The organism is Enterobacter sp. RHBSTW-00975 (genome assembly GCF_013615235.1).
Classification (GTDB): domain Bacteria; phylum Pseudomonadota; class Gammaproteobacteria; order Enterobacterales; family Enterobacteriaceae; genus Enterobacter; species Enterobacter ludwigii.
The window spans coordinates 4,576,277-4,601,382 of record NZ_CP055883.1; the positions used below are offsets into that span (position 1 = coordinate 4,576,277).

Genomic DNA, 25,106 nt, shown 5'->3' on the forward strand with positions numbered 1-25,106 from the left:
AACAAAAGCCCGGTCGCGGCTACGCCTTGCCGGGCTTCGGATTTATCAGGCCTGACGCAAATTCTGCGCCGCCCTGACCATGTTCGCGAGTGCCGCGCGGGTCTCCGGCCAGCCGCGGGTTTTCAGTCCGCAGTCCGGGTTGACCCACAGGCGCTCAGCCGGGATCCGCTGGGCGGCTTTTTTCAGCAGGCTTTCAATCCACTCCACGCTCGGTACGTTCGGGGAGTGGATGTCGTAGACACCCGGCCCAATTTCGTTTGGATACTCGAACGCTTCGAAGGACTCCAGCAGTTCCATGTCTGAACGCGACGTTTCGATGGTGATCACGTCGGCATCCAGCGCGGCAATCGAATCCATAATGTCGTTAAATTCGCAGTAACACATGTGGGTGTGGATCTGCGTGTCGTCTTTCGCGACCGCGGCGTTGAGGCGGAAAGCCTCCACACCCCACTTCAGATAAGCATCCCAGTCACTGCGACGCAGCGGCAAACCTTCGCGTAGCGCCGGTTCATCAATCTGGATGATGCCGATACCCGCCGCTTCCAGATCGGCCACTTCATCACGCAGCGCGAGCGCAATCTGTTTGGCGATGGTTTCACGGGTCACATCTTCACGCGGGAAGGACCAGCAGAGGATCGTCACCGGGCCGGTCAGCATCCCTTTCACCGGTTTGTCGGTCAGGGACTGGGCGAATTTTGCCCACTCTACGGTGATCGCTTGCGGGCGGCTGACGTCACCAATCACCACCGGTGGCTTCACACAGCGGGAACCATAGCTCTGCACCCAACCGTTCTGCGTAAAGACGAAACCGTCCAGATGTTCGCCGAAGTATTCCACCATGTCGTTACGCTCGGCTTCACCGTGTACCAGCACGTCCAGACCTAAACGTTCCTGCTCAACAATCGCCTGTCTGATGTGCTCAGCGATACCGGTGCGGTAGTGATTCGCATCGAGGTTGCCTTTTTTGAAATCCAGACGCAGGCCGCGGATCTCCGTCGTCTGCGGGAAGGAGCCGATGGTGGTGGTTGGCCACGCTGGCAGGTTGAAGCGGGCACGCTGGGCTTCGGCACGCACCTCATAGGGGCTCTGACGCTGGCTGTCCTGCGCGGTAATGGCCGCCAGACGTTTTTCGACCGCCGGGTTGTGGACGCGTGCCGAATGACGACGCGCCTGAATGGGGGCGCTCCAGTCGGTAATGGCCGTGGTGTCACCGCTATTTAACGCATCACGCAGCAGCGCCAGCTCTTCACATTTTTGCAGCGCAAAGGCAAACCAGCTCTTCACCTCGGGATCAAGGCGGGTTTCCACACTCAGATCGATTGGGCTGTGCAGCAGAGAGCAGGAGGAGGCCACCCACAGCTCACGTTTGCCGACGATATCTTTAATCTGTGCATATTTCTCGGTCAGATCGGCGCGCCAGACGTTACGGCCATTCACCAGTCCGGCCGAAAGCAACCACTCTTCAGGCAGACGTTTGTGCAGTTCGGCCACGTCATCTTTGCCGTGGACCAGGTCAACATGAAGACCCTGCACCGGCAGCGCAGTAATGGTACTCAGGTTCGGCGTCACGCCTTCAAAATAGGTGGTCAGCAATAGCTTCACCTGACCAGTAAGGGCATCGTAAGCGGGTTTAAACGCTTTCAGCCACGCCTGCGGCAGCTCCAACACCAGCGCAGGCTCATCGATTTGCACCCACTGAATTCCGCGTTTACCCAGTTCAATCAGCACCTGTTTGTAGACCGGCAGAATATCGTTCAGCAGGCTGAGACGGTCAAACTGCTCGCCTTTCACTTTACCCAGCCACAAATACGTTACCGGCCCCAGCAGTACCGGTTTCACCTGGTGGCCCAGCGCCAGCGCTTCATCGACTTCGTCGAGCAACTGGGTCCAGCTCAGTTTGAACTGCTGGCCTTTCACAAATTCCGGCACCATATAGTGATAGTTGGTGTTGAACCACTTGGTCATTTCCGCCGCTGCCGCAGGCTCTCCCGTTGGCGCACGACCACGGCCAATGCGGAACAGGGTGTCGATATCTACCGATCCATCTTTGTTCTGATGACGAGCCGGCACGTTGCCAAGCAGCAGGCTGGTGGTCAGAACATGGTCGTACCAGGCGAAATCGCCCACGGGCAGCAGGTCAATGCCCGCCTGCTTTTGCTGTTCCCAGTGGCGCGCACGCAGTTCGCGGCCCACTGCCAGCAATTCTTCACGGCCAGAGGTACCTGCCCAGTAACTTTCCTGCGCTTTTTTCAGCTCGCGGCGAAGGCCAACGCGAGGGAAACCGAGAGTGTGATTGCGAATTGTCATGGTGTGTCCCCTGTGAATTTTTCGTATTTAGCCATCCAGATGTTTACACATCCATAATTGGCAGTTACTGTATATTCCTCAAGCGCAAAATGTTCATGGCGAAGTGAAGGACTTTCATGATCGAGATTAAACACCTGAAAACGCTACAAGCGTTGCGAAATTGCGGTTCTCTCGCGGCGGCGGCAGCCACGCTGCACCAGACCCAGTCCGCCCTTTCTCACCAGTTCAGCGATCTGGAACAACGCCTCGGCTTTCGTCTTTTTGTGCGTAAGAGCCAGCCGCTACGCTTTACGCCTCAGGGCGAGATCCTGCTGCAGCTGGCTAATCAGGTGCTGCCGCAAATAGCCAGCGCGCTGCAGTCCTGTAACGAGCCGCAGCAAACCAGACTGCGTATCGCCATTGAGTGTCACAGCTGTATTCAATGGCTGACACCCGCGCTTGAGAACTTCCGCCAGAGGTGGCCGCAGGTGGAGATGGATTTCAAATCCGGCGTGACGTTCGACCCGCAGCCGTCGCTCCAGCAGGGCGAACTGGATCTGGTGATGACCTCAGACATTCTGCCCCGCAGCGGCCTGCACTATTCGCCAATGTTTGATTATGAGGTACGTCTGGTGCTGGCTCCGGATCATCCGCTGGCCAGTAAAACGCGTATCACCCCGGAAGATTTAGCCAGTGAAACGCTGCTGATTTACCCGGTACAGCGCAGTCGGCTGGATATCTGGCGTCACTTCCTGCAGCCGGCCGGCATTAGCCCGCAGCTCAAAAGCGTGGATAACACCCTGCTGTTAATTCAGATGGTTGCTGCCAGAATGGGCATCGCGGCGCTACCACACTGGGTTGTGGAGAGTTTTGAACGCCAGGGTCTGGTTGTCACTAAAACCCTGGGTGAGGGACTATGGAGCCGGCTGTACGCCGCCGTGCGCGATGGCGAGCAGCGTCAGCCGATTACGGAAGCGTTTATTCGCTCTGCGCGGAACCACGCGTGCGACCATCTTCCGTTTGTGCGGAGCGCGGAGCGACCCAACGGCGATGGACCCACAGCGAAGCCAGAATCACTGCTCCCCCAATAAGGAAGCTCGGCCAGTGAGGCTGCTGCTGCCAGATGGCAAGGTTCACCAGCAGCCCTGCAGGTACATGCACGTTGTTCATGATCCCCAGCGTACCGGCGTCTACCTGCGTAGCGCCGTAGTTCCACATGAAGTAACCCAGCCCCGATGCCACCACGCCCAGCCAGACCAGAACGCCCCACTGCAGGGTTGTCGTCGGGAGCTTTTGCGGGTTGCCGAGCATAAACCATGCCGCCACCGCGACGATAGCCGCCCCCATATAGAACCAGGCGAACGCGTTATGCTGTGGCATCGGGCGGGTTTCCATCAGGCGCTTGTACCCGACCATACCGATGGCAAAACTGAGGTTCGCCAACTGCACGAACATCAGCCCGGTCCAGAAGTGGTCGCTCACTTTGTCGTAGCGAATAATCGCCGCCCCGATCACCGCCAGCGCCGCGCTCAACAGATATCCCCAGCGCAAACGACGTTTGCTGAGCAAATCGTAAATCAGCGTGATATAGAGCGGCGTAAGCACGGTGAAAAGCAGAAATTCAGAGACAGACAGGTAGACGTAAGCCCGGAAGCTGAACAGGTACATGATGCCGAGCTGCATCGCCCCCACCAGCATGTACAGCAAAATAGTCTTCAGCGATTGCCCGCGTGTACGCAGGAAGGGAAGGAATACCAGCGCCGCCAGCCCCACGCGCATCAGCACCGAGAAGTAGCTGTCGACGTGCCCGGCGAGGTACTCGCCAATCAGGCTAAAAGAGAAGGCCCACAGGATAGTGGTAATAATGAGTAGCGCCACAATGCTTGTCTCTCAGAAAGAAGGACAGGCATTGTAGCGAACTCTTTAGTTGACAACTGAGCAATAAACAATCAAATGAAGATTATTCAAGGAACAGTTTGCGCAGGTATTTTGGTACCGCGTTGTCAGCGTTAGACCCAATCACTTCCAGTTCCGGGTGCAGGTCTTTCAGACGCTGGTGTGCATTCTGCATAATGCAGCCTTTGCCCGCCATAGAGAGCATCTCGGCGTCGTTCATGCCATCACCGAAGGCGATACAGTCTTTCAGTTCGAAGCCCAGACGTTTTGCTACGGCTTCCAGCGCGTGCCCTTTGGAAACACCCCCCGCCATAACTTCCAGACAGGTCAGGGTCGAGAAACTCACGTTGACGCGGTCACCCCAACGCGCATTAATCGCCTGTTCCAGCGGCAGCAACGCTTCGTGGCTTTCGCAGGTAAAGAACACCTTGCTGATCCCTTCCGGCTCCAGCAGGCCTGGCTCGTACAGGGAATAGTTAAATACCGCTTCCTTGAAGAAACGCATTTCATCCGGGCGATGGCGATTCATGAACCAGTCGTCATCGCGATAAACGTTAGTGATAATGTCCGGGTTGTTATGCACTACGCCGAACAGATCGGCGGCAATGTCGCGATCCAGGTTATGCGTAAAGATCAGGTTGCCATCGGTATCGTGCACGCGCGCACCGTTGGAGGTGATCATGTACGATTTGATCTCAAGATTATCGCGGATCTGCCCCACGTCCACGTGGTGGCGGCCGGTGGCAAACACGAAGTTCACCCCGCGGGCGGTCAGAAGCTTTAAGGTCTCTTTCGCGTAAGGCGACAGGGTATGGTCGGGCGAAAGCAGCGTGCCATCTAAATCAGATGCAACAACCTGGTACATAGGGATTTCAACCTCTGGTGGTAAAACAACAATCAATTATGCCTGTCGAAAAATTCAACAATGGCGTTGAGCGCGACTGAGCGCATAGCGTCCTTTTCAAAAAGGATCTCATGGTACGCGCCGTTGATGACCAGCGGTTTACCCCCTTCGCAAGGGTGACCGGCGGCAGCGCGGAGTTCACAAAAGCGGTCATGCATGCGGTTATCCACCACACGCTCTTCTTCAGCCTGAATCAGAAGTGTCGGCGTATCATCTTTACCAACACCAGCAAGCACCTGTTCACCGGCAAGGATCCCTTCCCGCACCCAGTGATATGTCGGGCCACCGACGCGCAGGCGCGGTTCATCGGCATAAAAACGCAGGTTACGGCGATAACGCTGCCGGCTATGGGTCAATACGTTGAGGGCAAACGGCAGCGCGCGCCAGCGCCCTGTCCCGATGGCATATCCTTCACGAATGCGCTGATGGCCCTCAGCCCAGTCGAGAATATGGCGCACCATCCAGTCCGGAAAACGCATGACGATGCCATACATCGGCGCGGTAAGCGCAATGGCATCACACTGGTGGTCATAGCGCTGTAAAAACAGCGTCGAAATCGCCCCACCCATGGAGTGCGCCAGAATATAGCGCTTACGCCACGGGCCCGGCTGAACTTCCTGCTGCCAGAAGGCGGCAAGATCGTCGACGTAATCGCTGAAGTTATCCACATGACCGCGATGCGTGTCCGACAATAAGCGGCCAGAAAGCCCCTGCCCGCGATGGTCGATAATCAACACATCGAAGCCCAGATGGAACAGGTCATAGGCCAGTTCAGCGTATTTGATGTAGCTCTCGATACGTCCCGGACAGACCACGATCACCCGATCGTTTTTCTCATCATGGAAACGCACAAAGCGTACCGGAACATCGCCAACACCCGTAAACTCATCTTCCTCACGCTGACGCCAGAAATCGGTCAGCGGCCCCATAGAGAAAGCAGCAAATGCGTTTTCTCGTGTTTCCCAGTCCTTTTTCTGCTGAAACATCGGGTTTCCACCCCCGTAAGCCAAGGAATATCGTTTTTTCGTCACCGGTCACAAAATGACGTAACAATAGCGTATTGTGGCATAAAAACAGACAATTCGGGAGTTTCAAATGACCTTCGAGTGGTGGTTCGCTTATCTGCTGACATCCATCATCCTTAGCCTTTCCCCAGGTTCAGGCGCCATTAACACCATGACCACCTCCATCAACCACGGCTATCGCGGTGCCGCGGCATCCATTGCCGGTTTGCAGACCGGTCTGGGCATTCATATCGTGCTGGTGGGCATTGGTCTGGGTACGCTGTTCTCCCGCTCGGTACTGGCCTTTGATGTGCTGAAATGGGCCGGTGCCGCGTACCTGATTTGGCTCGGTATTCAGCAGTGGCGTGCAGCAGGCTCAATTGATCTTAATACGCTCGCCCAGACGCAAACACGCGGACGCCTGTTTAAACGCGCGGTGTTTGTGAACCTGACCAACCCGAAAAGTATTGTTTTCCTCGCCGCGCTGTTCCCGCAGTTTATCGTCCCGCATCAGCCACAGGTCATGCAGTACGTGGTGCTGGGTGCGACCACCATTGTTGTCGATATCATCGTGATGATTGGTTACGCGACGCTGGCGCAGCGGATTGCGGTGTGGATTAAAGGGCCTAAGCAGATGAAGGCCCTGAACAAAGTCTTTGGTTCGCTGTTTATGCTGGTAGGCGCGCTGCTTGCGTCAGCGCGTCATGCTTAGCGAGAAATGATGAGATGAATGCCAAAGCCGGCGAACAACGCGCCGGCGAAGCCGTCAATCCACTTCGCAATACGCTGGTAACCGCGGCGCATCGCCGGTAAGGCAAACAGGCTGGCAACCACGGTAAACCACGCAAAAGTTTCCACCACGATCAGCAGGAAAATGCCCCAACGCGCACCCGCCCCCACGTTGTCACCCACAAACAGGGAGAACACGGAGCCGAAATAGATAATCGCTTTTGGGTTCGCCAGGTTGGTGAGCAGCCCTTTAATAAAACTCCGGCCGCCCGTTGCCAGCTCAACTTTCGGTTCTTCCGGCTTTTTCTCTTCTTTCTTCAACGCCCCGCGCAGCATCTGGTAGCCCATCCAGCAAAGGTAAAGCCCCCCGCCAACCATGATGATGTTGTGCAACCAGGCCATCTTCGCCAGAATCAGGTTCAGACCAAGCAGCGCCACGGCCGCCCAGACCATAACGCCCATGGTGATACCCAGCACCCCCATCATCGCTTCTTTGCGGGAGCGGCTGACGGCGGTTTGTGACACGAAGAAAAAGTCAGGGCCCGGGCTCATGAGCGCAACGATGTGCACTAACGCCACGGTAAGAAATAGCATTAACATAATTAACTCGCAGGGAAATAATTAAGTGAGTCACCATCCTGACATTTTTTAGGCTGGCTGACTACTCCTCATCGTCACCGTCGACATGAGCACGGATAAGCGCCATAAACTCTTTGCCAAAGCGTTCCAGCTTGCGCGTACCAACACCGTTGACGCTGAGCATTTCGCTGGCGCTGAGCGGCGTCTGCTCTGCCATCTCGATAAGCGTCGCATCGTTGAAGACCACGTAGGGCGGAATGTTCTCTTCATCAGCAATGGCTTTACGCAGCTTGCGCAGTTTGGCAAACAGCTTGCGGTCGTAATTGCCGCCGTACGATTTTTGCATCACCCGCGGCTTCAGGGCGACAACGCGCGGAACCGCGAGCTTCAGTTCGATATCCCCGCGCAGCACCGGACGTGCCGCTTCGGTAAGCTGAAGCGCGGAATGTTGGGCAATGTTTTGCGTGGCAAAGCCCAGGTGAATCAGCTGACGGATGATGCTCACCCAGTGCTCGTGGCTCTGGTCTTTGCCGATACCGTAGACGGGCAGCTTATCGTGTCCCATGTCGCGGATACGCTGGTTATTCGCCCCACGTAACACTTCCACCACGTAGCCCATGCCGAAGCGCTGGTTCACACGATAGATGGTCGAGAGCGCTTTGCGCGCATCCATCAGGCCATCGTATTGCTTTGGTGGGTCAAGACAGATATCGCAGTTGCCGCACGGCTCCTGACGCCCCTCACCAAAGTAGTTGAGCAACACCAGACGGCGGCAGGTTTGCGCTTCGGCAAACGCGCCCATCGCGTTGAGCTTGTGGCGTTCGATATCCTGCAGTTGGCCCTGCGGTTTCTCTTCCAGACAACGGCGCAGCCACGCCATGTCGGCCGGATCGTAAAACAGCATGGCTTCTGCAGGCAGCCCATCACGCCCGGCGCGGCCGGTCTCCTGGTAGTACGATTCGATATTGCGCGGAATGTCGAAGTGTACGACGAAGCGCACGTTCGGCTTGTTGATCCCCATTCCGAACGCCACCGTCGCCACCACAATCTGCAGGTCATCGCGCTGGAATTTCTCCTGCACATCGGCGCGAACCGCGTTTTCCAGCCCGGCATGGTAGGCGGCGGCGCTAAAACCACGGTTCTGCAGGCGCGCGGCCGTGTCTTCCACCTTCGCGCGGCTGTTGCAGTAGATGATGCCGGACTTCCCGCGCTGCTCCTGCACGTAGCGCAGAAGCTGATCCAGCGGCTTGAATTTTTCCATCAGCATGTAGCGGATGTTCGGGCGGTCGAAGCTGCTGACCTGAATCAGCGGATCGTTCAGCCCCAGCAGCCGGACGATATCCTGACGCGTGGTGTCATCTGCCGTCGCGGTGAGCGCCATAAACGGCAGTTCGGGAAAACGCTGACGGAGCTGGCCGAGCGCCGCATATTCCGGGCGGAAATCATGTCCCCACTGGGAGATACAGTGGGCTTCATCCACCGCCAGCAGGACCGGATTCCAGTGCGACAGATGATCGAGGAAGTTATCCAGCATCAGACGTTCCGGCGCGATATACAGCAGGCGAACCTGCCCGGTACGGCAACCGGCCATGACCTCTTGCTGCTGCTCGCGGGTCTGGCTGGAGTTAAGACAGGCCGCCGCCACGCCGTTGGCAAGGAGCTGATCGACCTGATCTTTCATCAGGGAAATAAGAGGCGATACCACGACCGTCAGGCCGTTGAGCACCAGCGCGGGCACCTGATAGCAGAGGGATTTACCGCCGCCGGTAGGCATGACCACCAGACAATCGCGGCCTTCCAGCACGGTTTCAATGATGGTTTCCTGGCCAGGGCGGAACTGCTGGTAGCCAAAGGTTTCATGCAAAACCTGTTTAGCCAGCGATTCCTGATTCAATACTTCCGCCTGCGCCACGTTAACCCCATTTGCCAGAAATAAAACAGGCGCTATTTTCAGCGCCTGAGAGAGAAACTTCAACGTTTAACGAAAAAACATTCGAGCTGCCTAGAAAATATCGTTCAGCATCACGCCCACACCTACACGGGTCTGGTTGAAGTTGTAATCGATAAGCGACTCGCCGTAACCGCTGTAAACCTGAGTATAGAGGCGAACGTGCTTGCTCACCGGATAACTGAGGCCCAGTTCCGCACCACCGTAACCGGTGTTCCAGTTGTACTGACCTTTGGCGCTCAGCACCGCGTCACCCAACTGATAGCCGATTTTGAGCTGATAGTAACCCATATATTTGGTGATATCCGGGTTGTCGTCGGTATCGCCCACCACGAACCACGGCTTCACTTCCGCCATCCAGTTGCCGTTTTGCGCCATCAGTCGCGTATAGGCACGGTTCCAGCTGCGCGAGGTAGGGTCGGAGCGTCCGTTTGAATCGTGGTTAAAGCCCACCTCAATGTCACGCAGCGTCCAGCCCGCGAATTCATAATCGGTCGCAAAACCGAGGAACAGCTGCGGCTCATAGTTGGTTTCACGGAACGGTGAAGATTCGCCACTGTTGGAAAGCTGCCACCAGGATTTCTGCGTGTAAGAGGCGCCGAGCACCGAATTCGGTCCCAGAATGCCGCGCCAGAACGGGAACGCGAGACTTAACTGGAACTTCACTTCGTCTTTACGCGCATTATCGGACCAGTTATAGGAGCTTATCGCCTCTTTGTTGAGATCGCTGGTCTGCGTGTATATCACGTAGTTGGTGTCATACGGATACAGCGTGAACGGATTATCATGTTCCTGAAGAAGGTTCGCGATAATGCTGCCCTGCACGGCAGGTTGATCGTGAACTTCTTTAATCGTCGCTTCCTGGGCATATGCTGTGAGGGGCAGCGCAACCGCCGCCAGTAACCAGGCCAGATACGTCCGCATCGGTGGTGTTCTCCTGCAAAGAGTTAATTAGTTGAATTGTTATGTGGCGGATATTCTACATACTTCTGCGACAACTGCTGCATCCTCGTTTCTGAAAGTGGAATTCCTTATTGCTGAAGCATAAAATCAACATTTTATTAACAATAAGGATGTGATGCCTCATGTCAGCCATGCTTACCGCCGAAGAAGCGTTAAAACTCGTGGGCGAGATTTTTGTTTACCATATGCCGTTTAACCGTGCACTGGGTCTGGAACTCGAGCGCTACGAGAAAGCGTTTGCCCAGCTCAGCTTCAACAACCAGCCGATGATGGTAGGCAACTGGGCGCAGAGTATTTTGCACGGCGGGGTGATTGCCTCAGCGCTGGATGTGGCGGCGGGCCTGGTCTGTGTGGGCAGTACGCTGACGCGCCATGACACCATCAATGAAGACGAGTTGCGCCAGCGTTTGTCGCGTATGGGCACCATCGATTTACGCGTCGATTACCTGCGTCCCGGGCGCGGAAACCGTTTTACCGCCACCAGCAGCCTGCTGCGCGCCGGGAATAAGGTTGCCGTCGCCCGCGTTGAATTGCATAACGAAGAGCAGGTCTATATCGCCAGCGCAACTGCCACTTATATGGTGGGTTGAAACCCTAAAATCGGGTAAAATTAATTCACTTTTTTGTAACGGATTATCCCGATGGATGCTAAACAAACGCGGCAGGGCGTACTACTCGCCCTTGCCGCTTATTTTATTTGGGGTATCGCACCGGCGTACTTCAAGTTTATCGCTTACGTACCCGCTGACGAGATCCTCACACACCGTGTGATTTGGTCGTTTTTCTTTATGATCGCGCTGATGAGCGTTAGCCGTCAGTGGTCTGGCGTCAAAACGCTGCTGAAAACGCCGAAAAAGGTGTTCCTGCTGGCCCTCTCAGCCGTGCTGATAGGCGGCAACTGGCTGCTCTTTATCTGGGCAGTCAATAACCATCACATGCTCGAAGCGAGCCTGGGCTATTTTATTAATCCCCTGGTCAACATTGTTCTGGGCATGATTTTCCTGGGCGAGCGCTTCCGTCGCATGCAGTGGCTGGCGGTCATCCTCGCTTTTTGCGGCGTGCTGGTTCAACTGTGGACCTTCGGTTCGCTGCCCGTGATCGCTCTGGGTTTGGCGTTCAGCTTTGCGTTTTACGGGCTGGTCCGGAAGAAAATAGCCGTGGAAGCGCAGACCGGGATGCTGTTTGAAACCCTGTGGCTATTGCCGGTCGCGGCGATTTACCTGTTTGGTATTGCCGACAGCGCAACCAGCCATATGGGCAGTAACCCGTTGTCGTTGAATCTGATGCTGATGGCGGCCGGTGTGGTAACCACCATTCCTCTGCTGTGCTTCACCGGTGCCGCGACGCGCCTGCGTCTCTCCACGCTGGGCTTCTTTCAGTACATCGGTCCGACGCTGATGTTCCTGCTGGCAGTAGTGTTTTACGGCGAAGTACCGGGCGCAGATAAGATGGTGACGTTTGCCTTTATCTGGGTGGCGCTGGCGATTTTTGTTGCAGACGCCCTTTATACCCAGCGCAGAACGCGCAAAGGATTGTAAGCGGTGATGAGGCGGGCAGGCACAACGCCACCCGCCTGAAGTTTACAGCCAGTTACGGCGCTTGAAGTAGAGGTACGGCGCCAGCCCGGCGAGGATCATAAAGATAATCGCGCCAGGGTAGCCAAAGCTCCACTTAAGCTCCGGCATAAACTCAAAGTTCATCCCGTAGCTCGAGGCCACCAGCGTCGGTGGCAGGAAGACCACCGAGACCACCGAGAAGATCTTGATGATGCGGTTCTGCTCGATATTGATAAAGCCCATCGCTGCCTGCATCAGGAAGTTGACCTTCTGGAACAACGATTCATTGTGCGGCAGCAGGGATTCGATATCGCGCAGGATCTCACGCGCCTGCTCCAGCTGACCGCCCGGCAGACGCGCCTTACGCACCAGGAAGTTCAGCGCGCGCTGGGTATCCATTAGACACAAACGAACCTTCCAGCCGATATCTTCCAGCTCTGCCAGCGTCGAGAGCGCTTCGTCGTATTCATCGCCCTGATGACCTTCCATAATGACGCGGCTCAGCTTTTCCAGGTCGCTGTAGATGTTTTCAATTTCATCCGCCAGCTGTTCGATTTTGGTTTCAAACAGGTCCAGCAGCAGTTCGTAGGCATTACCGTCGACCATCGCCTGGCTACGGGCGCGCATGCGGTAGAGACGAAACGCGGGCAGCTCACGCTCGCGCAGGGTAAACAGGCGACCGTCACGAATGGTAAACGCCACGGTGGAGTTACCCGCGTGATCGTCGGCGTCTTCAAAGAAGAAGAAGGAGTGAATATGCAGACCGTCTTCATCTTCAAAAAAACGAGCAGATGCTTCGATGTCTTCCAGTTCCGGGCGGGTTGCCAGGCTTTGCCCCAGCTCAGATTGTACGCGAAGGCGCTCATCGTCGTCCGGCTCGACCAGATCCACCCATACGGCATCAATGAGGGGCTGTGACTCTTCGGCTTCAAGCCGAGTCAGTCGGTTATTTTCGAGTTGAAATGCGCTCAACATGACCGGGACTCCCAATGCAAAAAATATCGGACAGTTCGGTGGGCACACAGAAACAAATTGGGTTTCAGACCATTAAACAGCCTGACTCAGCGCGACGGGAATAATGCAGGTCGCTGACAACCACTAAGGCCATCAGCAAGAGGAGATAGCCTTAGGAGTTGTTCCTGGATGACAGGGAATTGAGCCAGTATCTACTGGGTGTGTCCAAGGCGAATGTCCTCTTAGCGTAATCGTGCGCGCATGTTACGCCAGCAGTAATAGTGGCGTCAACACGCAACGGAACGCTGAAGGGCATTAATTGACCTTCAACGTATAAGGCTAGCAGATTATTACAAAATAATGATATTTTTCTGAAAGTTACACAGTTTCCAGCCTGGCGTAGGCTGCCACCAGCCATTTGATACCTTGCCCCTGGAACGCCACCTGCAGGCGGCTGTGCTCGCCGCTACCTTCCAGATTGACGATGGTGCCTTCACCAAACTTAGCATGACGCACGCGCTGACCCAGCTTGTAGCCGGTGTCCGTTTCAGCAATCGGCGAGCCCATACGCTGATGGCTGACCGGGCGGCTGATACTGGCGCGCAGGCGCACCTCTTCCACGCACTCTTCCGGCAGTTCGCCGATAAAGCGCGACGGACGGTGATACACCTCTTTACCGTACAGGCGTCGGGTTTCGGCATAGGTCAGCGTCAGCTTTTGCATCGCGCGCGTCACGCCAACATAGGCCAGACGACGCTCCTCCTCCAGACGCCCACCTTCATCCAGCGACATCTGGCTCGGGAACATCCCCTCTTCCATCCCGACGATAAACACCTGCGGGAACTCCAGACCTTTGGCGGAGTGCAGGGTCATAAGTTGAACCGCATCCTGCCAGGTGTCTGCCTGCCCTTCACCCGCTTCCAGCGCCGCGTGGGAGAGGAACGCCTGCAGCGGCATCAAATCTTCGTCTTCTTCGTTGTAGCTGAACTGGCGCGTTGCCGTCACCAGTTCCTCTAAGTTCTCAATACGGGTCTGGCCCTTTTCGCCTTTCTCCTGCTCATACATGGTGCGCAGACCGGAGTCTTTAATCACCCGGTCGGTCTGTACGTGCAGAGGCATATCGGCCGTTTCCTGTGCCAGGGCATCAATCAGCTCCAGGAAGCGTTGTAAGGCGCTGGCTGCACGTCCGGCGAGCGCTTTCTCCTGCAACAGCTCGCGGCACGCCTGCCAGAGTGTCAGCTGGCGATCGCGGGAGGCCTGACGCACCACGTCCAGGGTACGGTCACCGATGCCGCGGGTTGGGGTGTTCACCACGCGCTCAAACGCCGCATCGTCATTACGGTTTGCGATCAGACGCAGATACGAGAGCGCGTCTTTGATCTCCTGACGTTCGAAGAAGCGCATGCCGCCGTAAATGCGGTACGGCATACTCACCTGCAGCAACGCCTCCTCCAGCACGCGCGACTGGGCGTTGCTGCGATAGAGAATGGCACACTGCTCCAGCGCGCCACCGTTGTCCTGCCAGGTTTTAATACGGTTCACCACAAAGCGCGCTTCATCAAGTTCGTTGAATGCGCAGTAGATAGAGATCGGTTCACCGTCAACGCCATCGGTCCACAGCTTTTTACCCAGACGCCCGTTGTTGTTCTCAATCAGGGCGTTGGCGGCGCTCAGAATGTTGCTGGTCGAACGGTAGTTCTGCTCCAGACGGATGGTCTGAGCACCGGGGAAATCATTGAGGAAGCGCTGAATGTTTTCCACCTGCGCCCCACGCCAGCCATAGATGGACTGATCGTCATCACCGACGATCATCACCTTGCCGGTATCACCGGCCAGCAGGCGGATCCATGCATACTGGATGTTGTTGGTATCCTGGAATTCGTCCACCAGAATATTGGTGAAGCGTTCACGATAGTGCTGCAGGATATGCGGTTTGTTGAGCCACAGCTCGTGCGCACGCAGCAGCAGCTCAGCAAAGTCCACCAGACCTGCGCGATCGCACGCCTCCTGATAGGCTTTATAAACGTTCTGCCAGGTTTGCTCGACCGGGTTGCCGAAGCTCTGAATATGGTGCGGACGCAGCCCTTCGTCTTTCTGGCCGTTGATGTACCACATTGCCTGACGCGGCGGCCACTGCTTCTCGTCGAGATTCATCGCCTTGATAAGACGCTTCAGCAGACGCAGCTGATCTTCGCTGTCGAGGATCTGGAAATCCTGCGGCAGGTTAGCGTCCATATGGTGCGCCCGCAGCAGGCGATGCGCCAGACCGTGGAAAGTCCCCACCCACATGCCGCCCTGGCTGGTGCCCATCAGCTGTGCGATTCGGTGGCGCATTTCTGCCGCCGCCTTGTTGGTAAACGTCACCGCCATAATGGAGTACGGCGAGCAGTTTTCCACGCTCTGCAGCCACGCAATACGGTGTACCAGCACGCGTGTCTTACCACTGCCCGCCCCAGCCAGCACCAGCATGTTGGTGCGCGAAGCGGCAACCGCGTCACGCTGTTTGTCATTAAGGCTGTCGAGCAGGTAAGAAACGTCCATTGGCACCGTCACGTAATGTCAGGCAGGCGAATGTGATTCCTTCGCCAAAACCCTGTTAATTTATACAGAACAATTGATGATTATATCAGCGTCGTGAGGGATGCCAACCGTGAAATTTCCACGTGCGGCAGAAGACGGCTGTCCGGCGTTGTCATCAGGTCAGCGTTTTCCGGCTTGATCCAGCAGGCCTGCATGCCGCAGCGGATCGCCCCGGCCACGTCCGTGGTCAGGTCATCACCCACATGCAACATTTCGCCGAGCGGCAGGTTCAGTTTTTCCGCCGCCAGGTGATACATATCGTTAAACGGTTTCGAGCGCCCGTGCGGGCCCGCGCGCAGCACAAACTCAAAATAATCGCCAAGACCAAACAGCTCAGGCTGGGCATTGCCATTGGTAATCGCCACCAGCGGCCACTTCTCTGCCAGCGCGGCCAGCGTATCGTGGGTCTCCTGTGGCACATCAATACGGCTGCGCCATTTGGCGAAGTTTTCCATGGACGCTTCAGCCCCTATCGCCGCATCACGCGCGCTCATACCAACATTCAGCATCGCCTGCTCAACCGCACGTCGACGCCATTCGGTCACGTCATGGTAAATGTCCGGCTCGGTCTCCCGCAGGGACTGACGCAGCTGCTGGAAGTCCTTGTTCTGCATCGTCTTCAGCGCCGGGTGATAGTTCTGCACAAACGCCAGCGACTCCTGCTCGGTACGCAGGATCACCTGGCGGTTATCATAAAGGGTGTCATCAAGGTCAAAGGTAAGGGCTGAAATCTGACCCAGTGGGCGGTAAAAACGCATTATTTCCCCCGTTTGGCGCGTGGATGCGCCGCGTCATACACCGAGGCAAGGTGCTGGAAGTCTAAGTGGGTATAAATTTGGGTGGTGGACAAATTCGCGTGGCCGAGCAGTTCCTGCACACCGCGCAGATCGCCGCTTGATTCAAGCATGTGGGTCGCAAAAGAGTGGCGCAGCTTGTGCGGGTGAACATGGCTGTTCAGCCCCTGCTTAATGCCCCACTCCGCAAAACGCTTCTGCACGTTACGCGCCGAGATCCGCTTGCCGAGTTTCGACAGGAACAGCGCATCTTCTTCCGCGCCAAACAGCCCGCGCAGGTCAAGCCAGTGCTCAATCCAGGCGACAGCGTTGCGACCAATCGGCAAGCGGCGCTCTTTGCTGCCCTTGCCCATCACCCACACTTCGCCGGTGTCCAGATCGAGATGTTTTATATCGAGGTTGACCAGTTCTGACAGACGCAGTCCGGCACCATACATCACCTCCAGCATCGCGCGGTCACGCACCGCCAGCGGATCGTTAAGATCGATATCCAGCAGGCGATTGACATCATCGACGTCGATATTTTTAGGCAGATGACGCGGTGCTTTTGGCGTGGCAATGCCTTTCGCCGGGTTGGCTTTAAGGCTGCCCTGGCTCACCAGCCAGTCGAAGAAACTGCGCAGGGCAGAGAGCCTGAGCGCCAGACTCGCCGGACCTAACCCTTTCCTGCGGCTACGCACGACGACGCCACGAACCGTCGCAGCGTCACATTGTTGCCAGCTTTTCAGGCCGATTTCATCGGCAATCTGCATGATGGCATCAAGCTGACGCTGATAGTTCAGCAGCGTTATGGGGCTAAGCTGACGTTCAACCCCCAGGTAGCGCAGAAATCGCGCGACGTCAGTGGCAAGAAGTCCGTCCGTCATACGCGCTCAATCCAGCGCTCCAGCAGCTCAGGCAGCATCAGGGCGATCTCCTGCAACAGGTGCGTACCTTGCCCCTGCTCATAGTGATGCGCGTCGCGACTGGTAAATAACATCACGCCTAAGTCACCATCGCGCCCCATCAGTGACATGGCCACCGAACCAATCGCTTTGGCTTCTGGCAATACCACCAGCAGTTCTGGTCCGTTCAGCGGCCCCAGATAGTGATGTTGATGACCCAGGCGCTGAATACGTAGCGGCTCAAACGCCTGACGGCTCAGTGCCAGATGGGTGAAACCAGACGGTGCACCAATGCGCCAGCGGTCGGGGAAGAGACGAAGGGTTGCGCCTGCAAGCCCCAGTTCTCGCGCCCAGCGGTGGAAACGGCTGAGAAACTCGTCAAGGCTGTGGGCCGAGGCCAGACGCGCCTGCAGATGCAGCAGTCGATAGAACAGGCTTTCGTTATTGTTCGCCTGTTCCATGAGCAGCGTCATGTTCTCTTCAAGCTGATTGATGTGGTTGCGCGCGCGGGCCATGTGCCATTCGACCAGCGACACGGTCCCGCGCACCGGATGCGGCACGCGCATCTGTTCGACAAGACGTGCATTGCGAATAAAAAACGCGGGATTGTTCAGCAGATAATCAACAACAGCACTGTCGTCCAGTTCCGTCACCGTTTCCTGCAGTTCTTCCCCTGGTTGCTTCATAGATGGATAAACCCGTCATAGACATGTACCGCCGGGCCAGTCATAAACAGCGGATGACCCGGTCCTTTCCAGGCGATATCAAGACGACCGCCTGGTAACTCCACGCGAACCTCTTCTGCCAGTAACCCCTGAGCGATGCCGACGGCCACTGCCGCGCAGGCACCGCTTCCGCAGGCCTGGGTTTCGCCCGCGCCGCGTTCATACACCCGCAGACAGATGTGTTCACGCTTCACCACCTGCATAAAACCAATGTTCGCGCGTTCCGGGAAGCGTTCATGGCTTTCCAGCACCGGGCCGAGGGTTTCAACGGCGGCGGTCTCTACATCATCAACCTGAATCACGCAGTGCGGGTTTCCCATCGAGACGACGCCACACAATACTGTCTGCTCGGCCGCACGCATAATATAGGTCTTTTCCGCTTTGTTTGCGCGAAACGGCACAGCGGAAGGTTCAAAGTTCGGCTCGCCCATATTCACGCGAACCAGATCGTCATCGGTGACGCTGAGCACCATGCGACCATTCGCGGTACTGACGCGGATATCGCGCTTGTTCGTCAGCCCTTTCAGGCGGACAAAGCGGGCAAAACAGCGCGCACCGTTGCCGCACTGGGAGACTTCACTGCCGTCAGCGTTAAAAATACGGTAGTGGAAATCGAGGTCAGGATCGTACGGCGGCTCAACCACCAGCAGCTGATCGAACCCCACGCCCAGATGCCGATCCGCCAGGCGGCGGATCAGTTCCGGGGAGAAAAAGACATTCTGCGTTACCGCGTCGACGACCATAAAATCGTTGCCAAGGCCATGCATCTTAGAGAACTGCATCATTCGCTCCATTGCGCGGGTACAGAACGTAATCGTCAGAGATTAACCTGAGTCGGACCACCATTATTGCCACGATCGTTCGTGTCTGGCGTGGAAGACTCAATACCGCTTTGCACAGGTTTCGTCGGCGGCGGCGCCGTTTTATCCGCTGGCGGGAAGTAAAGCGGTCCCTTCAGTCCACAGCCCGTCAGACTAAACAGCGTGATGAGAACGGCAAGCGTTCGGAAAACGTTTTTCATTATAAAGTTGCCCGTAAGTTCAAATCTGTTTCTATCATCGCAGGAGAAGACACAAAAGCAAGAGTTTGCCGCTTTCCTGCAACGGGAATTATTTAGCGTTATACTGCCGGCATCACGAAAAACAGGAACAAAACCATGAACGACAGTGAATTCCATCGCCTTGCAGACACCTTATGGATGACCATCGAAGAGCGGCTTGACGACTGGGACGGCGACAGCGATATCGATTGTGAGATCAACGGCGGCATTCTGACCCTGAGCTTCGAAAACGGCAGCAAAATTATTATTAACCGCCAGGAGCCGCTTCACCAGGTCTGGCTGGCCGCCAAACAGGGTGGCTACCATTTTGATCTGAAAGAGGGTGAATGGGTGTGTGACCGTAGCGGCGAAACGTTCTGGGATCTGCTGGAACAGGCGGCGACCGCGCAGGCAGGCGAAGACGTGCGTTTTCGTTGAGTCTGTTTTGCCCGGTGGTGCGCTGCATACCGGGCAAAAATTGTCAGGAGAAATACTGCTGCAACAGCGGGGTAGTGTCCTGGCTGGCCGGAACCGCTGGCGTAACGGCCTGCGTACGGAACGGAATCACCTGCGAACGTCCGTCTACATTCACAATCTGGTAGAACTGCGGCAGGTTAAAGTTGATGAAGCTGGAGCCGTAGGTAAAGCGGTCATGTGAGGACGAATAGAAGCGGCTGACGTCGCGCACCAGCTCCTCTTTACTGCCTTCACAGTGGTGATAAACCTCAGCGCGGTTCGTCTCATCCAGGATGTAGATGTTGAAACCGGCGTCGTCACCCGACTCTTCAAAGAAGAACTGAATAATCCCTTCGCTCGCAAAGCCATCCACGACCTGTGGCAGTTTCACGTGGTTGGTTTCCACCTGCACTGACAGGCCATGCAGCTTGTTGTGCGAAATGGCGCCGTAGAACTCGATGGCGTTTTCCAGCTTCTGTACTGAAACATTCAGGCGCTCGAAGAACAGGCCCCAGGTCTGTCCGGAGACGCGCAGCGCTTTAAAGCGACCGGTTTCCTGACGGGTACTGGAGAGGCGCAGTTCGATGCACTCCGAAACCAGCTGCTGCACACGGGTACGGATCAGACCGCGCAGATGCTGGCTATAGCAGAACACCTCAACGCTGTCCGGCGGCGCAGCATCCTGATGCATCTTGCCAAGAATCGTTTTCAGCGCTTCGATCATCGCCTGCTCGCCGTTGAAGTGCAGAGTACGCACTTCGTTCCACGAGTTGCGGTACAGCAGGTCTACGCTGCCCACCAGGCAGTTTTGCTGCTCGCCAAAGCTAAAGACATCCAGCTTGCGGAAATCAAAATGGACCACCTGATTGCGGAAGGCCGCCGTCGGGTCATATTCCAGGTTGACGATGATCGCCAGATGGCGAATTTCACACGGACTGTAGAGCGCTTTTGGCGTCGGTGCCGGCAGACGCAGCGGGAAGTGGTGGGAGACATCCGCCACCATCTCCTGCAGTTTGGCTAAATCGACAACCTCGTTGCCTTTGATAAACAGTCGGGTACGCGAGGTCAGCAGGCCGTTGAACCAGGCCCAGGCCACCAGCTTGTTCAGGTAGCGGTTATATTCCAGCGGCTGATGGCTGATGATCGAGTCCATGCTTGGCGCACGGTTGTACAGGTACCACCCGGTGCGGTTTGCGCGGCCCGGCGGCACATAGATAAAGGTCAGGTTCGGTTCTGACAGGTCCGGTGAAATCTGCGGGTTAACCAGCGTGACTTTACCCGGCAATGCTTCAAACGCCGCGTACAGTTTACGCGTCAACACCCCGATATCCTGCGGGCTGGCGGAAACGCTGAGATTGTTACGACGCGCAAAGCGGATAAGGTTGCGGTAGCTTTGCATCATGGCGTCGAGCAGTTCGTTGTGCGCTTCACGCACCTGATCGATTTTCCAGTTGGCGCGGTTATCAAGCATCGACAGACGTTCTTCGTCCCATCCCCACTCTTTAACCAACTGACTGACCACTTCACGACGCCAGCCCACGCATGCGCGTTCGCGGCTGAGTTTTTCACAGACTTTGAGATAGAAACATCGACGCACCAGATCGAGACGCGTGGTGTCATCAATGGCTTTCAGGTATTCGGTGACGCGTTCAAGCATCATGCAGTAAGCATCCAGCCCGTAGGAGACAATTTCTCCGTCGTGCAGACGCTGCTTGATATCTTTCGCCAGCAAACGCGGCGTGGGGTATTCCCAGGAATAGGCTTCCAGCAGCAGGGTTTTCAGCACGGCCTTATACGGCGAATCAATGCTTTTATAGAGCTGCCAGAGGCTCGCGCCAAAGTACTCTTCGGCGGAAAGCGAACTGAGGCCACCCAGATCCAGCCATTCATTTGGTGTCAGCACACCCTGGGAGTACAACGACATTACGTAATCGTCGTAATGCTCTTCTTCGTCGCAGGGCACCATATTCCACAGAATACGCTTACCGGCCAGGCGAACGGCAGTACGGTAAAACTCATCCAGCAGTAAGATGTGCTGGGTTGAGCCGCAATCTTCACCACCCAGACTGCCACTTTCGTTATGACGGAAACGATTTTCATCAATCAGGAAGAAACTGACTTCTACGCCAAGCGACGCGGCCCAGCTTTCCAGCAGGCTGCACTTTCGCTGCAGCAGCTGACGCTCGTCGTTATCGAGCCAGGACTGATGACAGACCCAGATGTCCAGGTCCGAAGAACAGCTTTGCCCAACCGAGGAGGTACTGCCCATGGTGTAAACGCCTGTAATCGGCAGTTCACCTTTCGGTGATTCCTGCGGCGGCATGCCACGGTAGAGTTCAAGTTCGGTCAGGTAGTGTTGTTGGGTTTCATCAGGCGTGAAAAGACAGATGCCTCTGGGAACGTTACCGTCAAGGTAGCCAGGCATCAGCGGATGGTGATAGTGCAATAATGTCGGCAGAAGACTGTATACCTGCTGGAAAGCAGGGCCCATAGCAGCAAGCGCGCGATCGACACGCAGTTGGTTTATGGCATCCAGTCTCTGTTTCAGAGTCTCAATATAGAGGTACAAGACGTATCGCCTGATGTTTCCGGGTGTCGCACGCTATTCAAAACAGAAATAACAGCGGACCCGCAGTATTACAAAAAGAGAACCGTTACCTTTTTTCGCCCTTATCATTATGGTGGTACCGACGAAAAAATGGTCTAAAACGTGATCAATTTAACACCTTGCCGGTTGACCGTAAAGAAAGATGCGCTACATACAGTGTAGCACCGTTCTGTACGTGTAAATTCCTTAATACGACTGTGGCTGACGAGAACCCCGCCCTGTCCCTCTCTTCTTCATCACCGTAAAACTGCCATCCCAGAGTCAACAATGTTAGGATGGTTAGCGATTGATAATGACGGTAACAAGCATGTTAGACAATGTTTTGAGAATTGCCACACGCCAAAGCCCTCTTGCGCTCTGGCAGGCACATTATGTTAAGCAGCGCCTTGAAGCCTGCCACAGTGGATTGTGCGTCGAGCTGGTGCCGATGGTCACGCGCGGTGACGTGATCCTTGATACGCCACTGGCTAAAGTGGGCGGCAAGGGCCTGTTTGTCAAAGAACTGGAACTGGCATTGCTTGAGAACCGCGCCGATATCGCCGTACATTCGATGAAAGATGTGCCCGTCGAGTTCCCGGAAGGGCTGGGGCTGGTGACCATTTGCGAGCGTGAAGATCCGCGCGATGCGTTTGTCTCCAATCACTATGATTCGCTCGATGCGTTGCCAGAAGGCAGCGTGGTTGGCACGTCCAGTTTACGTCGTCAGTGTCAGCTGGCAGAACGTCGTCCGGACCTGATCATTCGTTCGCTGCGCGGTAACGTTGGTACGCGTCTGAGCAAGCTGGATAACGGCGATTACGATGCCATTATCCTCGCGGTTGCGGGTCTGAAGCGCCTGGGGCTGACGTCGCGCATTCGCGTCGCGTTGCCGCCTGAGCTGTCGTTGCCGGCCGTGGGTCAGGGTGCCGTCGGCATTGAATGCCGTCTGGATGATGAGCGTACCCGCGCGCTGCTTGCCCCGCTGAACCATGACGAGACAGCCATCCGCGTTAACGCCGAGCGCGCCATGAACACCCGCCTCGAAGGAGGGTGTCAGGTGCCGATTGGCAGCTATGCTGAATTAATTAACGGTGAACTGTGGCTGCGAGCGCTGGTTGGCGCACCGGACGGTTCACAGATGGTCCGCGGCGAACGTCGTGGTAAAGCGCAAGATGCCGAACAGCTTGGCGTGTCGCTGGCAGAAGAGCTGCTGGATAACGGCGCCCGTGAGATCCTGGCTGAGGTTTATAATGGAGAACCCCCTGCATGAGTATTCTTGTCACCCGCCCTTCTCCCGCAGGAGAGCAATTAGTGAGCCGTCTGCGCGCACTGGGGCAGGTGGCCTGGAGTTTTCCGCTCATTGAATTCTCCCCCGGTCGGGAGCTGTCCGCGCTTGCCGACCATATGAATACCCTCCAGCAGGGCGACTTGCTGTTTGCGCTGTCGCAACATGCGGTGGAATTTGCCCAGGCACAGCTGCAACAGCACGGGCTTAACTGGCCAACCGCTCCTCACTATTTTGCGATTGGTCGTACAACGGCACTGGCGCTACATACCGTAAGCGGAACAGACGTTCGTTACCCGTTAGATCGGGAAATCAGCGAAGTCTTGCTACAATTACCTGAATTACAAACTATTGCCGGAAAGCGTGCACTCATTTTACGCGGTAACGGCGGGCGCGAACTGTTGGGCGAAACGCTGCGGGAACGCGGGGCTGAGGTCACGTTCTGCGAATGCTATCAGCGTTGTGCAAAACATTACGATGGTGCGGAAGAGGCGATGCGCTGGCATATGCGCGGTATTACGACCCTGGTGGTGACCAGCGGCGAAATGCTGCAGCAGCTCTGGTCGCTGGTGCCCCTTTGGTATCGTGAAAACTGGTTACTCCACTGCCGGCTTCTGGTCGTCAGTGAGCGTCTGGCGAACCAGGCCCGGGAACTGGGCTGGCAAGATATTCGGATCGCTGATAACGCTGACAACGATGCGCTGCTGCGCGCATTACAATAACTCTCATAATGGGAAGCCATAATGACGGAACACGATAAATCCTCCGCCGTGGTTGAAGAGACCAGGGAGACTGTGGACATCACGCCGCAGTCAGAAACGACTGAGAAAACCGTTGAGAAGAAGAACGGCAGCAATAAAACCAGCCTCGCGCTGAGCGCGATAGCCATCGCCATTGCGCTGGCCGCCGGCGTTGGTCTCTATGGCCTGGTGAAACAGCAAGGTTCCAGCCAGACGGCGACCAACGACACGCTGGTCAATCAGCTTACCGCCCTGCAAAAAGCGCAGGAGACGCAGAAAACTGAACTGGAAACGGTGATTAAACAGCAGTCCGCGGCGCTCGCTGAGGCGAACAGCAAACAGGAAGAGCTGACCAAACAGCTGGACGACGTGCAGCAGAAAGTCGCCACGATTTCCGGTACCGATGCCAAAACCTGGCTGCTCTCGCAGGCCGATTTCCTGGTGAAGCTGGCCGGACGTAAGCTCTGGAGCGATCAGGACGTCACCACCGCCGCCGCGCTGCTGAAAAGCGCTGATGCGAGCCTGGCAGACATGAACGATCCGAGCCTCATTACCGCGCGTCGTGCCATTACCGAAGATATCGCCAGCCTCTCTGCCGTTTCGCAGGTGGACTACGATGGCATCATCCTGAAGGTCAATCAGCTTTCAAACCAGATTGATAACCTGCAGCTGGCGGATAACAACGACGATGACTCCCCGATGGATTCTGACGGCACCGAGCTTTCCAGCTCCCTGAGCGAATGGCGCGTGAATCTGCAAAAAAGCTGGCAGAACTTTATGGATAGCTTCATTACTATCCGCCGCCGCGACGAAACCGCCGTTCCGCTGTTAGCGCCGAATCAGGACATTTATCTGCGCGAAAACATTCGCTCCCGCCTGCTGGTGGCGGCCCAGGCCGTGCCGCGTCATCAGGAAGAAACCTACAAACAGGCGCTTGATAACGTCTCGACATGGGTACGTGCTTACTACAATACCGATGATGCCACGACCACGGCTTTCCTCGATGACATTGATAAACTGAGCCAGCAGAACATCACCATGAACGTGCCGGATAAGCTGGAAAGCCAGCCGATTCTGGAGAAACTGATGCAGACGCGCGTGCGCAACCTGCTGGCGCAGCCGGGCGTTCCGGCAGAACCTCACGCCCAGGCCCCTGCCGCCGCGCCAGCGCCTGAAAGCGCGCCACAAGGAGAGTAA

General features: G+C 56.2%; 24 protein-coding genes. 8 read left to right on the top strand and 16 right to left on the bottom strand.

What is annotated here, in order from left to right:
- Positions 1 to 45: 45 nt before the first annotated feature.
- The gene (metE, locus tag HV340_RS22160; protein ID WP_014172119.1) at positions 46 to 2,307 is read right to left on the bottom strand and encodes a 5-methyltetrahydropteroyltriglutamate--homocysteine S-methyltransferase; all 2,262 of its coding nucleotides are present in this window, start codon (positions 2,305 to 2,307) and stop codon (positions 46 to 48) included.
- Between the two features lie 116 nt (positions 2,308 to 2,423).
- Here metE and metR point away from each other — a divergent pair, with 116 nt between their 5' ends.
- Positions 2,424 to 3,377: an HTH-type transcriptional regulator MetR gene (gene metR, locus HV340_RS22165; protein WP_014172120.1), complete on the top strand. Its 954-nt coding sequence runs from the start codon at positions 2,424 to 2,426 to the stop codon at positions 3,375 to 3,377.
- Here the strand turns inward: metR and HV340_RS22170 are convergent.
- The 3 genes from HV340_RS22170 to pldB all read right to left on the bottom strand — a co-directional run bounded on the left by HV340_RS22170 (position 3,265) and on the right by pldB (position 6,072).
- The gene (locus HV340_RS22170; protein ID WP_014172122.1) at positions 3,265 to 4,164 is read right to left on the bottom strand and encodes a carboxylate/amino acid/amine transporter; all 900 of its coding nucleotides are present in this window, start codon (positions 4,162 to 4,164) and stop codon (positions 3,265 to 3,267) included. The two genes, metR and HV340_RS22170, sit on opposite strands and share 113 nt — an antisense overlap.
- Before the next feature lie 82 nt (positions 4,165 to 4,246).
- Positions 4,247 to 5,047: a sugar/pyridoxal phosphate phosphatase YigL gene (gene yigL / locus HV340_RS22175; RefSeq protein WP_020882878.1), complete on the bottom strand. Its 801-nt coding sequence runs from the start codon at positions 5,045 to 5,047 to the stop codon at positions 4,247 to 4,249.
- A 32-nt stretch (positions 5,048 to 5,079) separates the two neighbouring features.
- Entirely contained in the window at positions 5,080 to 6,072 is a 993-nt protein-coding gene (gene pldB / locus HV340_RS22180) for a lysophospholipase L2 (protein WP_020882879.1), read from the bottom strand.
- A gap of 109 nt (positions 6,073 to 6,181) precedes the next feature.
- Here pldB and rhtB point away from each other — a divergent pair, with 109 nt between their 5' ends.
- Positions 6,182 to 6,802 carry a homoserine/homoserine lactone efflux protein gene (gene rhtB, locus HV340_RS22185; RefSeq protein WP_032679213.1) on the top strand — a complete coding sequence of 207 codons (621 nt, stop codon included), beginning with the start codon at positions 6,182 to 6,184 and terminating at the stop codon, positions 6,800 to 6,802.
- On the opposite strand, the gene rhtC is transcribed toward rhtB, so the two are convergent.
- The 3 genes from rhtC to pldA all read right to left on the bottom strand — a co-directional run bounded on the left by rhtC (position 6,799) and on the right by pldA (position 10,270).
- A complete protein-coding gene (gene rhtC / locus HV340_RS22190) occupies positions 6,799 to 7,419 on the bottom strand; it encodes a threonine export protein RhtC (RefSeq protein WP_014172126.1) in 621 nt (206 codons plus the stop codon). The two genes, rhtB and rhtC, sit on opposite strands and share 4 nt — an antisense overlap.
- A gap of 61 nt (positions 7,420 to 7,480) precedes the next feature.
- On the bottom strand, positions 7,481 to 9,310 hold the full coding sequence (gene recQ / locus HV340_RS22195; protein ID WP_025202782.1) for an ATP-dependent DNA helicase RecQ: 1,830 nt from the start codon (positions 9,308 to 9,310) through the stop codon (positions 7,481 to 7,483).
- A 90-nt stretch (positions 9,311 to 9,400) separates the two neighbouring features.
- Complete coding sequence (gene pldA / locus HV340_RS22200; protein WP_020882880.1) at positions 9,401 to 10,270, bottom strand: phospholipase A; 870 nt, start codon at positions 10,268 to 10,270, stop codon at positions 9,401 to 9,403.
- Between the two features lie 161 nt (positions 10,271 to 10,431).
- Between pldA and yigI the strand changes: the two genes are divergently transcribed.
- Together yigI and rarD are read left to right on the top strand one after the other, a co-directional pair.
- The gene (gene yigI / locus HV340_RS22205) at positions 10,432 to 10,899 is read left to right on the top strand and encodes an acyl-CoA thioesterase YigI (protein ID WP_014172129.1); all 468 of its coding nucleotides are present in this window, start codon (positions 10,432 to 10,434) and stop codon (positions 10,897 to 10,899) included.
- Between the two features lie 51 nt (positions 10,900 to 10,950).
- Complete coding sequence (gene rarD / locus HV340_RS22210) at positions 10,951 to 11,847, top strand: EamA family transporter RarD (RefSeq protein ID WP_014172130.1); 897 nt, start codon at positions 10,951 to 10,953, stop codon at positions 11,845 to 11,847.
- 42 nt (positions 11,848 to 11,889) lie between these two features.
- Here rarD and corA read toward each other — a convergent pair whose 3' ends face one another.
- The 8 genes from corA to HV340_RS22245 form a co-directional block, all read right to left on the bottom strand.
- Positions 11,890 to 12,840, bottom strand: a complete 951-nt coding sequence (gene corA / locus HV340_RS22215; protein ID WP_020882881.1) for a magnesium/cobalt transporter CorA — start codon at positions 12,838 to 12,840, stop codon at positions 11,890 to 11,892.
- A 151-nt stretch (positions 12,841 to 12,991) separates the two neighbouring features.
- A complete protein-coding gene (ysgD, locus tag HV340_RS24365; RefSeq protein ID WP_212743980.1) occupies positions 12,992 to 13,048 on the bottom strand; it encodes a YsgD/CorL family protein in 57 nt (18 codons plus the stop codon).
- Between the two features lie 149 nt (positions 13,049 to 13,197).
- On the bottom strand, positions 13,198 to 15,360 hold the full coding sequence (gene uvrD / locus HV340_RS22220) for a DNA helicase II (protein ID WP_020882882.1): 2,163 nt from the start codon (positions 15,358 to 15,360) through the stop codon (positions 13,198 to 13,200).
- 80 nt (positions 15,361 to 15,440) lie between these two features.
- Positions 15,441 to 16,157, bottom strand: coding sequence for a 5-amino-6-(5-phospho-D-ribitylamino)uracil phosphatase YigB (yigB, locus tag HV340_RS22225; RefSeq protein ID WP_014172133.1), 717 nt, complete (start codon positions 16,155 to 16,157; stop codon positions 15,441 to 15,443).
- The gene (gene xerC, locus HV340_RS22230; protein WP_014172134.1) at positions 16,157 to 17,059 is read right to left on the bottom strand and encodes a tyrosine recombinase XerC; all 903 of its coding nucleotides are present in this window, start codon (positions 17,057 to 17,059) and stop codon (positions 16,157 to 16,159) included. Before xerC ends, yigB begins: the two co-directional genes overlap by 1 nt.
- Entirely contained in the window at positions 17,056 to 17,763 is a 708-nt protein-coding gene (locus tag HV340_RS22235; protein WP_014172135.1) for a DUF484 domain-containing protein, read from the bottom strand. Before HV340_RS22235 ends, xerC begins: the two co-directional genes overlap by 4 nt.
- Complete coding sequence (dapF, locus tag HV340_RS22240; protein WP_059305960.1) at positions 17,760 to 18,584, bottom strand: diaminopimelate epimerase; 825 nt, start codon at positions 18,582 to 18,584, stop codon at positions 17,760 to 17,762. Before dapF ends, HV340_RS22235 begins: the two co-directional genes overlap by 4 nt.
- A gap of 35 nt (positions 18,585 to 18,619) precedes the next feature.
- Positions 18,620 to 18,823, bottom strand: a complete 204-nt coding sequence (locus tag HV340_RS22245; RefSeq protein WP_025202779.1) for a lipoprotein — start codon at positions 18,821 to 18,823, stop codon at positions 18,620 to 18,622.
- A gap of 135 nt (positions 18,824 to 18,958) precedes the next feature.
- Here HV340_RS22245 and cyaY point away from each other — a divergent pair, with 135 nt between their 5' ends.
- Complete coding sequence (cyaY, locus tag HV340_RS22250) at positions 18,959 to 19,279, top strand: iron donor protein CyaY (protein WP_014172137.1); 321 nt, start codon at positions 18,959 to 18,961, stop codon at positions 19,277 to 19,279.
- A 43-nt stretch (positions 19,280 to 19,322) separates the two neighbouring features.
- Here cyaY and cyaA read toward each other — a convergent pair whose 3' ends face one another.
- A complete protein-coding gene (gene cyaA / locus HV340_RS22255) occupies positions 19,323 to 21,866 on the bottom strand; it encodes a class I adenylate cyclase (RefSeq protein WP_014172138.1) in 2,544 nt (847 codons plus the stop codon).
- A 346-nt stretch (positions 21,867 to 22,212) separates the two neighbouring features.
- Between cyaA and hemC the strand changes: the two genes are divergently transcribed.
- From hemC to hemX, 3 genes are read left to right on the top strand one after another with little or no spacing between them, the layout of a single operon-like run.
- Positions 22,213 to 23,154, top strand: a complete 942-nt coding sequence (hemC, locus tag HV340_RS22260; protein ID WP_032669623.1) for a hydroxymethylbilane synthase — start codon at positions 22,213 to 22,215, stop codon at positions 23,152 to 23,154.
- Complete coding sequence (gene hemD / locus HV340_RS22265) at positions 23,151 to 23,891, top strand: uroporphyrinogen-III synthase (protein WP_059305959.1); 741 nt, start codon at positions 23,151 to 23,153, stop codon at positions 23,889 to 23,891. The genes hemC and hemD overlap by 4 nt, the downstream gene beginning before the upstream one ends.
- Before the next feature lie 21 nt (positions 23,892 to 23,912).
- Complete coding sequence (gene hemX, locus HV340_RS22270) at positions 23,913 to 25,106, top strand: uroporphyrinogen-III C-methyltransferase (RefSeq protein WP_014172141.1); 1,194 nt, start codon at positions 23,913 to 23,915, stop codon at positions 25,104 to 25,106.